Annotated in this window: 11 protein-coding genes and 1 pseudogene; 6 read left to right on the forward strand and 6 right to left on the reverse strand. The window is 47.3% G+C overall.

Annotated features, from left to right (window positions below; all coding sequences use genetic code 11):
- A pseudogene (locus ACP5KC_RS04325) lies at positions 1–215 on the reverse strand (hypothetical protein); the annotation flags it as partial.
- Positions 216–309: 94 nt separating this feature from the next.
- On the opposite strand from ACP5KC_RS04325, the gene glpK reads away from it, so the two are divergent.
- From glpK to ACP5KC_RS04350, 5 genes are all read left to right on the forward strand, one after another.
- Entirely contained in the window at positions 310–1,884 is a 1,575-nt protein-coding gene (gene glpK, locus ACP5KC_RS04330; RefSeq protein WP_428286869.1) for a glycerol kinase GlpK, read from the forward strand.
- Between the two features lie 71 nt (positions 1,885–1,955).
- Complete coding sequence (locus tag ACP5KC_RS04335; protein WP_273433670.1) at positions 1,956–3,119, forward strand: FAD-dependent oxidoreductase; 1,164 nt, start codon at positions 1,956–1,958, stop codon at positions 3,117–3,119.
- 10 nt (positions 3,120–3,129) lie between these two features.
- Positions 3,130–3,801, forward strand: coding sequence for a 2Fe-2S iron-sulfur cluster-binding protein (locus tag ACP5KC_RS04340; RefSeq protein ID WP_273433667.1), 672 nt, complete (start codon positions 3,130–3,132; stop codon positions 3,799–3,801).
- A gap of 6 nt (positions 3,802–3,807) precedes the next feature.
- Complete coding sequence (locus ACP5KC_RS04345) at positions 3,808–4,188, forward strand: hypothetical protein (RefSeq protein WP_052884065.1); 381 nt, start codon at positions 3,808–3,810, stop codon at positions 4,186–4,188.
- Complete coding sequence (locus ACP5KC_RS04350) at positions 4,175–4,522, forward strand: hypothetical protein (RefSeq protein WP_424738297.1); 348 nt, start codon at positions 4,175–4,177, stop codon at positions 4,520–4,522. The genes ACP5KC_RS04345 and ACP5KC_RS04350 overlap by 14 nt, the downstream gene beginning before the upstream one ends.
- Positions 4,523–4,581: 59 nt before the next feature.
- On the opposite strand, the gene ACP5KC_RS04355 is transcribed toward ACP5KC_RS04350, so the two are convergent.
- Positions 4,582–5,715 carry a hypothetical protein gene (locus tag ACP5KC_RS04355; RefSeq protein WP_428286870.1) on the reverse strand — a complete coding sequence of 378 codons (1,134 nt, stop codon included), beginning with the start codon at positions 5,713–5,715 and terminating at the stop codon, positions 4,582–4,584.
- Positions 5,716–5,848: 133 nt separating this feature from the next.
- Between ACP5KC_RS04355 and ACP5KC_RS04360 the strand changes: the two genes are divergently transcribed.
- Complete coding sequence (locus ACP5KC_RS04360) at positions 5,849–6,886, forward strand: UDP-2,3-diacylglucosamine diphosphatase (RefSeq protein WP_428286871.1); 1,038 nt, start codon at positions 5,849–5,851, stop codon at positions 6,884–6,886.
- Between the two features lie 67 nt (positions 6,887–6,953).
- On the opposite strand, the gene ACP5KC_RS04365 is transcribed toward ACP5KC_RS04360, so the two are convergent.
- The 4 genes from ACP5KC_RS04365 to ACP5KC_RS04380 form a co-directional block, all read right to left on the reverse strand.
- Complete coding sequence (locus tag ACP5KC_RS04365) at positions 6,954–7,442, reverse strand: hypothetical protein (protein WP_428286872.1); 489 nt, start codon at positions 7,440–7,442, stop codon at positions 6,954–6,956.
- An 11-nt stretch (positions 7,443–7,453) separates the two neighbouring features.
- The gene (gene feoB, locus ACP5KC_RS04370) at positions 7,454–9,451 is read right to left on the reverse strand and encodes a ferrous iron transport protein B (protein ID WP_428286873.1); all 1,998 of its coding nucleotides are present in this window, start codon (positions 9,449–9,451) and stop codon (positions 7,454–7,456) included.
- Complete coding sequence (locus ACP5KC_RS04375; RefSeq protein ID WP_052884071.1) at positions 9,433–9,669, reverse strand: FeoA family protein; 237 nt, start codon at positions 9,667–9,669, stop codon at positions 9,433–9,435. The genes feoB and ACP5KC_RS04375 overlap by 19 nt, the downstream gene beginning before the upstream one ends.
- Positions 9,611–9,797 (reverse strand): FeoA family protein (locus tag ACP5KC_RS04380; RefSeq protein WP_428286874.1); only part of this gene is annotated, 187 nt, incomplete at its 5' end. The genes ACP5KC_RS04380 and ACP5KC_RS04375, both read right to left, overlap by 59 nt.

The raw sequence follows: 9,797 nt of genomic DNA on the forward strand, positions 1-9,797 counted from the left end.
TGAATGGCTAGTATACCTGGTGCGGGCTTCTGCGGTGTTGCATCTGCTGGGACGTAAAGGTGTGCGCTGATGAGCTCGTTGTTTGGACCGTAGAATCTGACGTCTTGTACAGTTACGTATCCGAAGCTACTCATGACGGAGTATGCGAGGAAAGAACTTATGATCATTGTTAGAAGGAGGGCCAATGATATTAATCCCGGATTGGTTTTCGTCATTGAGCCTAATGAAATCTAACATATATTTATGTATTTTGTAAGCTATGTTAATAATGGAAAACTTATTAGAGTTTCTATACTAAATATTAAACGCATGAGTGAAAAAATCCTCGTTATAGATCAGGGGACAACTGGGACGCGTGTAGCTATTTACGACGAGGAGGGGAAACCCGTACAAGGGGGCTGGGCTTACAGGGAGCACTCACAGATCTTTCCAAAGCCCGGTTGGGTTGAGCACAACCCTCTAGAGATTTGGGAGAAAACACTGTTATGTATGAAGGAGGTTCTTGATCGCTCTAGGATTAGAGCGGAGGAAATAGCCGCTATAGGTGTGACCAACCAGCGTGAAACTGTTGTGGTTTGGGACCCGCGTACAGGACAGCCCCTTTACAACGCCATAGTCTGGCAGGACAGAAGGACCGCACCTATCACTGATGAGCTCCGCCGGGGACATTTCGAGCAGATATATGAGAAGACTGGCTTGGTCCCCGATCCGTACTTTTCAGGTAGCAAGATCAGGTGGTTGTTGGAAAACATCCCGGGTCTCCGTGACAAGATGAGTAAGGGAGAAGCGATCTTTGGAACCATTGACTCTTGGATTATCTGGAACCTGACCCGAGGGTCGCCGAACACGTTGACCCCGGATAAGGGCGGTGCCCACGTCACGGATTACTCTAACGCTTCTAGGACAATGCTCTTCAATCTGCGTAAGCTGGATTGGGATCCAGAGTTGTTGGAGCTATTAGGTGGCATCGACGTGGAAAGTCTTCCTCTACCTAGACCTTCAAGCGAAAGAGATGCCTACGGCTACACGGGACCAGAAGTTAACGGTGTGTTTAATGGAAAAAGTGTACCTGTGACAGGCGATGCAGGGGATCAGCAGGCAGCCTTGTTCGGACAAGTGGGTTTCGATGAGGGGGATGTTAAGTCAACGTATGGTACGGGGAATTTCATACTCTTGAACACTGGGAAGAATATCGTCAAGTCCAAGAATAACTTACTTTCAACTGTTTTTTACAGCCTTGAGCCGGGGAAGGCGACTTACGCACTCGAAGGTAGCATATTCATAACGGGTGCCGCGATTCAGTGGCTTAGAGACGGGCTTAAGCTAATAGAGGTTTCACCGGAGATTGACCCACTAGCGGAGTCTACCGATGACACTGGGGGATTGTACTTTGTCCCAGCTTTCACTGGTCTTGGAGCCCCATACTGGGATCCCTACGCTAGAGGATTAATAATCGGTATAACGCGTGGAACCTCGAGAAAACATATTGCAAGGGCTGTTATAGAGAGCATTGCATACTTGACGAGAGATGTTATAGAGGCGATGGAGAAAGACATCGGTGGTAGGATCAGGATCTTGAAGGCGGACGGCGGAGCTGCTAAAAGCAATGTCTTGCTTCAATTCCAGGCGGATATCCTCGGCGTCGAAGTCCAGAGGCCTTTGATTAGCGAGACAACATCGCTTGGCGCGGCGTACCTAGCAGGTCTTGCGGTTGGTGTTTGGGAGAGCCTTGACGAGATCCGCAAATTATGGAGAGCTGAGAGAGTTTTCAAACCCCAGATGGATGCGGGGAGAAGAGAAAAACTCTACAGCGGGTGGAGGGCTGCGGTTAAGCGTTCACTTGGCTGGGCAAAGGAGGTTCCCTGGGCTTATGGGTATGAGTAAGAAAATAATATATCTTATTTTAAATATTTTTGTTACAAAAAATTGAAATACTATGTAGGGGTAATGTCGCTGTGGAGAGACGGGACAAGGAGATACTAGTCATCGGTGGCGGCGTTACGGGTGCAGCTATAGCATATGACCTTGCCCTTCGCGGGTTCAAGGTTCAGGTTGTCGAGAGGGGCTCTCTCGGCGCGGGGACGAGTGGGCGGACTCATGGACTCTTACATAGTGGTTGCAGGTATATTGCCGACGTGGAGGTTGCACGTGAGTGTTATGAGGAGAATGTCATTTTGAGGAGGATAGCGCCTTTCCTCTTCGAAAAGAATGGAGGGCTTTTCATCGCTATTACAGAGGATGATTTAAAGTACAAAGACTTTTTCCTAAAGCAGTGTGAGCGGGCTCGGATACCTGTTCGCGAGGTATCAAGAGAGGAGGCGTTGCGCCTTGAACCTAACCTTAATCCTGAACTCAAGGCAGCAGTAGAGGTGCCGGATGGAACCTTTGACCCCCTGAAGGTTATCTTGAGCTTCGCGGCTTCGGCTAAAAAATACGGGGCTGAGTTTAGGCCTTACAACGAGGTAGTAGGTTTTAGAGTCTCGGATGGTAGAATCGTCGGAGTACGTGTCCTGGACAAGGTAAGGGTTCGGGAGTACGAGCTTACCCCTGACTTCATCATAAACGCGACAGGTGCTTGGGCTGACAAGGTTGCAAGGCTGGCAGGCGTCAGGGTTCCCGTGAAGCCTAGCCCGGGGGTAATGGTGGCGCTGGATGGTAGGATTGGGTACATGGTGTTTAACAGGCTTAACAAGCCGGGGGATGGGGATATAATAGTTCACCATAGAGGGACTAGCGTCGTGGGAACCACTTCGTGGGTCGTCGAGGATCCAGACATTGTTAGGGCTCCCCAGGATCACGTAGAGCTGATGATTAAAAGGGGTTCCGAGCTAGCTCCGATAGTGTCAAAGCTGAGGGTGAAGGCTGTATACGTCTCGTCTAGGCCACTAATAGGAGCAGGAGCGGCCACGACTGGAAGGGAGGTTAGCAGGAGCTTTGCAATACTGGATCACTCTCGTGACGGAATCGAGAATTTCGCGAGCATCATAGGTGGGAAGTTTACTACTGCGAGGCTTATGGCCGAAAAAATGGGTGATTTTGTTGCCGAGAGACTTGGCGTTTCTGTGCGATCCAAGACCTCGGAATTACCCATGAGCCCCTACTGGCTCTACTTCGAATAGGTGAGAATGGATGAGATACAAGGTTGTGATAAGGAGATATAAGGATGGAAGGATTAGCTTCGATACCTTCGAAGTAGAGGCAAATCCCAGCGAGAGTGTTCTTGATGTTGTCGAGAGAATAAGCATCGAAAAGGACAAGACACTGGTATTCGAGCACGCTTGTCACCATGGCGTCTGTGGCGCTTGCGGGATGGTGATTAACGGTGTGGAGAGGCTTGCCTGCATCACGAGGATCGGAGACGTGGCTAGGAATGGGGTTGTTGTACTTGAACCCTTAAGGGGCTTTAAGGTGATAAGCGACCTGGCGGTGGACAAGTCGAGAATGTTTGGACGTTATAGGCATGTGGCCCCGTCTACACTTGAAAAGCTCGAGTTAAGGTTGAATAATGCTGTGTCAATTCCGCGGGAAAAGCTATACGACTGCCTGGAGTGCGGCATCTGCTATTCAGCATGCCCGATTGCTAACACGTTCCCCGAGTATCTCGGGCCTTCATTGCTAGCCTTGATCTCTAGGTCGGGCAACGAGAGAGTTCCACGTGTCGTAGACTCGCGTAGGGGTGTCTGGGGGTGTCATGCGGCTTTCGAGTGTAGTGTTAGGTGTCCTGTAAACTTCAAGCCTGGGGAGTCGATCCTGAAGCTTAGAAGGAACATTATTAGTGGTAGGGTTAGGGTTGAGGGGTGAGGTTTTGTGGGTTTAAGAGATGCTTTTACTAGTTGGTTTAGGATTAAGGGCAGAAGCCTGGAGCATGTAAGTTTCGCTATCAGGAGACTGACAGGTATAATTATGGCATTCTATCTTCTCGGCCACCTTGTTGACATTACGACGCTGCTGGCTGGACCCGAGGCTTACTCGCAGCTTTTAAACCTCTTTGCCGGGCCCATGGGAGTCGTGATAGACTCGTTTTTATGGGCTGTACTCGTTATTCATGGAACTCTGGGTATCTATTCCGCTATTGTTGAAATGGGGTTCCTTCTAGAGCATAGGCGTAAACTTCTCGTTATTGCATGGATCTGTGCTCTCTTATTCATTCTGCTTGGTGTAGAGGTGATTATAAATGTCCTCAGGTAGAAAAAGCCTTGGATGGATCTTCCAGGTAATTACAGCGGTAATCCTAGTCGTAGCTGTTCTTGCCCACCTCTTACGCGTACACATCTGGGGCTCTTATAAAGGGCTGCCAACATACCAAGACGTGATAGCGGCCTTCAAGAACCCTCTTGTACTCGGCATGGAACTCGTCTTGGCCGGTGCGGCTATCTACCACGCCTTGTACGGACTCCACATGGTTCTAGTTGAAGCTAACTTAGTGAATGAAGAAAAATCTAGGAAAATTCTAGCCATATTAGGTTCAGCTATGTTCATCTATGCATTAATCCTGTCGATTATCCTAGCAATTAAACCATAAACTTGACTTTAGAACAAGTCTAGGAAAAAAGTTAATTTATTAAAAAATGGAAAAAAGTCTTATTTTCTTTTACCCTGTGAGCTCTGTGTTAGTGGGTTTTCCTCGTGCTTCCCATCATTGTCTCCGTGTCCTTTTTTCTCGAGGCCTGGCGGAAGGATTTTCTCCTTAGGGGGTTTTGAGGCTGTAGGTATATCCACCTCCTCTTCTATCTCTTTCACGTGTTTACCCTTCTCTTTGACCTCTTCTTTTATCTTCTTCTCGATCTCTTTGATTTGCTTTGATATGTTTTTGGACATGTTTCTTACCTCGGCTTGTATCTCTTCCAGCTCAGCTGCTGTTTCATTGATACCTGTGTGAGTCCGATTGCGAACCTCCTTTAACTTGGGGATTTTATGAATTATTAGCGACTGGTTAAGGAATGCTGTGTCATTCTTCTTTAAGAGGCCTAGCTTCATCGCCCTGATTACAGTGACGTGTAATGACTGTCTGTTTAGCTCAGCGTTTACAAGTCCGAGGATCTTTTTGACAACTGCAAGGTTTTGGGCTAAAATGGACACAGTGATGTTACCTTGGGCAAGCTGGTTTCTCGTCTGGGCTAGTATTGTCTTAGCATAGTCAAGCAGTTGGAAGACAAAGGTGAGGTTGAACTCTGACTGATTTAGCTTTGAAAGTGATGCTTCGAGCGCAGTTACTCTAGCCTCAAGTACTTGAAGCTGCAGGAGTAGTGCTGTCTTGTTGAGGGCTTCCTCAACCTCTTTTACCTCGGTTTGGTTTAGGTGTTCCTCTGCTTCCTCAAACTCTAGATTTATTCCAGCTTTCTCAGCGAATTCCTCTAGGATCTCAATAACGTTATCATAGGTGTTTATAGCATAGATTGCATAAAGCTTGGCTCCCGTAAAGTTTCCTGAGTTGTATAACTGGATGCTTAAGTTCAGGTATGTGTCAGCCTGGCTGAGTAGTCCTTCAATCAATGATAAGTTGAGAGACTTTGTCATGTTCAACAGAGACTTGTTTGCGCTCAGGACAGAGAGCGTGACGTTTAGCCTCTCGTAGGCTATCTTTTTGAGCTTTTGGGCATTCCTTATCAGTATTTCGACAGAGTTATCTTTTGAGGCACTAACGCTCGCAGAGTAGGATAACATCGAGGCTAGCAGCAGTGTTACCAGTAGCATGCCTACCAATTTTTTGGCCATGGCTTAACCCGGCACTTTAATCGCGGAGGGGGTTATTTAGGAAAACCATGGAAAAACATGAGAAAAGATCTTTTCATAACAAGAAAAACTACATTAGGTTTATTGCCTAGAGTGAAAAAGCCTTCTTGATGACATGAGGATAGGCTGGCTGGAGAGCGAGATAGGAAAAATACTTGAGGTTGAATTAACAGAGGCTGAGGAAGCAATAGCTATATCAGATACCCATTTGGGGCTAAAGTACAAGGGTAGAGAGCTTTCTAAGAGCCGGGAGCTCTCAGAGTTTCTCGAGAAAATACTAGGGGACAATAATGTGAAGTTAATAGTACTCCTAGGCGATATTTTTGACTTTTGGAGCGCAAAAGTAGGGGATATCATTAGGAGCGCTTACGATCCTGTAAAAGTCTTGGTTGGCTCTGATAAAACGATAATTTATGTTGCGGGTAACCACGACAGGATAGTCTCATGGATAAAACTTGAGAGTAGTCGTGGGAAAGGTGACATTTACACAGTTCCGGATTTTTTCATCCTGAACGTGGACGGAAGAAAATACCTGCTGCTGCATGGACACCAGCTTGATGCTCTCTTTACAAGATTTAAGGGCTTGTGGAAGATTCAAAGCTACGTGTATATACTTTCAGAGTCGCTGTTCTCGCTACCGGGGCCATCGGAATGGATGCTTGCCGCTTTGAGCGCTGGATCATTTGCATTCCTTCTAGCATCTATAACTGCGAACAATGTGTTACAGGAGTTTATCCTTTTCCTGGTATCTATCCTACTCCTCTCCCCTCTTCTAGTTATGTTGTGGAGGAAACTACAGGACAGAATATGGTATGGTCTTCTCGAGGAATTAAACATGAAATTATCAAAGAGTAGGCTTCGCGGGAAAAGCCTTAGACACTTGTCTGTAAGCAAACCGCTCAACCGCTTCCTCCGATCCCTTGAAAGTATACCCCAAATCGGGCGAATCGATGGAGTAGTATTAGGACACACACATGTGCCAGAGCTGCTAGTTGAGGAGGGGAGAGTTTACGCCAATACTGGATCCTGGATCGAAAACGGGCACAACAGTACCTGTACCTTCGTTAGGATCACGTCTCACATGATCACACTTGGAAAATGGGAGAATGGGAGAGAAACAAAGATCCACGAGGCAAGTTTACCTGGAAGCTGATTACACATTAGCTCCTCCAAGTGGACAAGCTCTCGTACTCTTGAATCAAGAAAGATAAATTAAATCATTACTCTGATTTTTGGCTCTCTAGATTTTTTAAAGTCAAGATGAGCAGGGGCAGGGAAGCTAGGCCAAGCCATATTTCGGGTCTCAGTATGCCGGTTTCAAGGGTTCCTTGTGTTAACCACTCCCATGTAAATTCTTCCCCGGAGATATGGGAGAGATAAGCGTTGAGGCCATCCGCACCTATAATGAGCATGTATACTACACTGTAAGCCCCGGCAAGGAGCGCACCTACGAGTGTGAAACCCAGCGATTCGTTCCTCCCCTTTAAGAGGTCTAGGCTCCTGAGATATACTGCTCCAATTGTGAGGGATGAGAATCCTCCAAAGAGGTCTCTGCTAGGAAGATACGGCAAGCTTAAGTTTCCTGAAGGATCTATGAACCAGTTCCAGATGGCCAGGATAAACTCCGCTAAGCCAATTACAACGTAGAGCAATCCCATGATCAAAGCATATACAACCAGTATTCCTCGATTATTCCGGGTTCTTACCATTTTTCTTCACCTCATGCGAAACCTAACAGATGACCCACGATTATAATCGCGAAAGCAACAACATATGCCAGTATCATTGAATAGACGATAGCAAACAACGTCCACTTCAGCGAGTTAGTTTCCCTGTATATCGCTGCGATAGTCGCGACGCAAGGCATGTATATGAGGGTAAAGGCCATGAATGCGAAGCCCGTGAGTGGAGTGAAAATCCCCTGACTCCTAAGAGCCTCAGGCAACCCCGTCTCCTCGGCTCCAAGGAGTAGACCGAAGGTTCCCACGACTACCTCCTTGGCCAGAAAGCCGAAGAAGAGTGCTACGACAGCACGCCAGTCAAAGCCAAGAGGACGGAAGAGGGGTTCAAGTGTGCGGCCCAGCATTCCCACGTATGACTCCTCGATGTGTGACCCCCATGGATAACTCGAAAGGAACCACACCACAATCATGGTAAGTGTTATTATTGTCCCCGCCTTCTTCAGAAAAAGTGAGCCCCTTTCCCACATGTGTAGCGCAGTATTCCGTAGAGTTGGTCGTGCGTAATGTGGTAACTCTAGGATGAACGGTGAGGGTTTACCCTTGAATATTGTCCTCCTGAAAAGGAGGGCCATAATTAGGGCTAACGCTATTCCGAGGAGATACATCGAGTAAACGCCTATAGCTGCATAAGATCCCAGAACAGCCGAGCTTATTAGAATATAGACGGGTAGCCGAGCGCTACACGACATTAACGGGTTAACGAGTATTGTTATTATTCGGTCCTCATCACTCTCTATTATCCTGGTTGCCATGACTGCTGGGACATTACAGCCAAAGCCTAGAAGCATGGGGATAAACGATTTCCCGTGGAGACCCAGCCTATACATGCTCCTATCCATTACGAAGGCAGCCCTTGCAAGGTAGCCGCTGTCCTCGAGAAGTGAGAGCCCGAAGAACAAGAAGAATATAGGTGGAATGAACGTCAAGACGGCGCCAACACCTCCCAGGAGTCCGTTAACCACGAACCCGGCGAGTTGCTCATTTGGTATGGATGCGGAGGCTAATGTGCCGAGCCAGCCAAAGAACATTTCTATCAAACTCGTGAGGGGTGATGAGACGTCGAAGGTAAACCTGAAGAGGAGCCACATAGACGATAGGAAAACAGGTATTCCTGCATACTTGTCTAGCAGCGCTTTGTCGAGTAGGTCGGTGACCGTTAATGGTTTCGCTCCTCTTACAGTTTTACCAAGCACGCCACTTATGAACTCATAACGTGCCTCAGCTAAAACTACGCTAGCATCTTCGCCGAGTTCCTTCTGGAGGCTCTCTTTGAGGGCTAATATTCTTTCCTTTTGAGAACTTTTCTCAATCTCTTTTAATACTTCTTCATCACTCTCTAACACTTTTATAGCAAGCCATCTTGTAGGATACGCTTCAGCGAGTAACTTGTCTTCTTGGATGAGCTGCTCCATTCTTGAGATTATTTTCTCGACGCGTTCATTATAGCGTAGCGTGCTACCTCTCCTCCTCTGTTTTGAGGCTTCAACGATGGCGTCTAACAGCTCCTGCATACCTTCCTTCGTCGTTGCGATTGTCGGTATAACCCTTACACCAAGCATTTTCGAAAGGCCCTCAACGTCTATTTGAAAGCCAAGGCTCTTTGCCAGGTCATACTTGTTCAAGGCAACGACGACATTTGCCTCAAGCTCGAGCAATTGAAGTGTCAGGTATAGATTTCTTTCGAGGTTCGACGCGTCGACTATGTCAACCACGACATCAGGCTTCTCCTTCACTATATAGTCACGCGCTATCATCTCGTCAATAGTCTGAGCGGTCAAGCTATATACTCCGGGAAGATCAACAATCTGGATATCCTCTCCTCTATGCCTGCATCGCCCCTCCTTCTTCTCAACAGTTTTACCAGGCCAGTTTCCGACGTGAACCCTACCCCCCGTGAGATTGTTGAATATTAGACTTTTACCGACATTAGGATTTCCAATGAGAGCTACCCTTATAGTCACGGCGATCCACCCCATTCGACAATAATCTTCATCAGAATACCTCGCCCCACCATGACTCTAGATCCCCTCACCTCTATGAGAACAGGCCCCGCAGAACCAGAATGAATGACTTTTACCTTGGCACCAGGGGTAAGGCCTAAATCTAAGAGCCTCCTCATAATGCCCATACCTCCTCTAACCTCGACGACTATGGCTTCCGCGTTCTCCGGAAGAAACGCTAGCGGGAGCCTCACCTTCCCTCACCTCATTCACAATGACGTATATGTGCTCGCTTTCACTCTTCCTCAAACTAATATTGTATCCCTTAACAAGATACTCTATAGGGTCACCCAATGGTGCCTTTCTGAGAACAACTACCTCC

This window comes from Infirmifilum sp. (assembly GCF_049970975.1).
GTDB classification, from domain to species: Archaea; Thermoproteota; Thermoprotei; order Thermofilales; family Thermofilaceae; genus Thermofilum; species Thermofilum uzonense.

What these genes read in the sequence shown, in the direction of transcription:
- ACP5KC_RS04365 (WP_428286872.1), bottom strand. Translation starts at nt 7,442, where the DNA reads ATGGTAAGAACCCGGAATAATCGAGGAATACTGGTTGTATATGCTTTG.
- ACP5KC_RS04360 (WP_428286871.1), top strand. Translation starts at nt 5,849, where the DNA reads ATGAGGATAGGCTGGCTGGAGAGCGAGATAGGAAAAATACTTGAGGTT.
- ACP5KC_RS04340 (WP_273433667.1), top strand. Translation starts at nt 3,130, where the DNA reads ATGAGATACAAGGTTGTGATAAGGAGATATAAGGATGGAAGGATTAGC.
- ACP5KC_RS04350 (WP_424738297.1), top strand. Translation starts at nt 4,175, where the DNA reads ATGTCCTCAGGTAGAAAAAGCCTTGGATGGATCTTCCAGGTAATTACA.
- feoB (WP_428286873.1), bottom strand. Translation starts at nt 9,451, where the DNA reads ATGGGGTGGATCGCCGTGACTATAAGGGTAGCTCTCATTGGAAATCCT.
- glpK (WP_428286869.1), top strand. Translation starts at nt 310, where the DNA reads ATGAGTGAAAAAATCCTCGTTATAGATCAGGGGACAACTGGGACGCGT.
- ACP5KC_RS04355 (WP_428286870.1), bottom strand. Translation starts at nt 5,715, where the DNA reads ATGGCCAAAAAATTGGTAGGCATGCTACTGGTAACACTGCTGCTAGCC.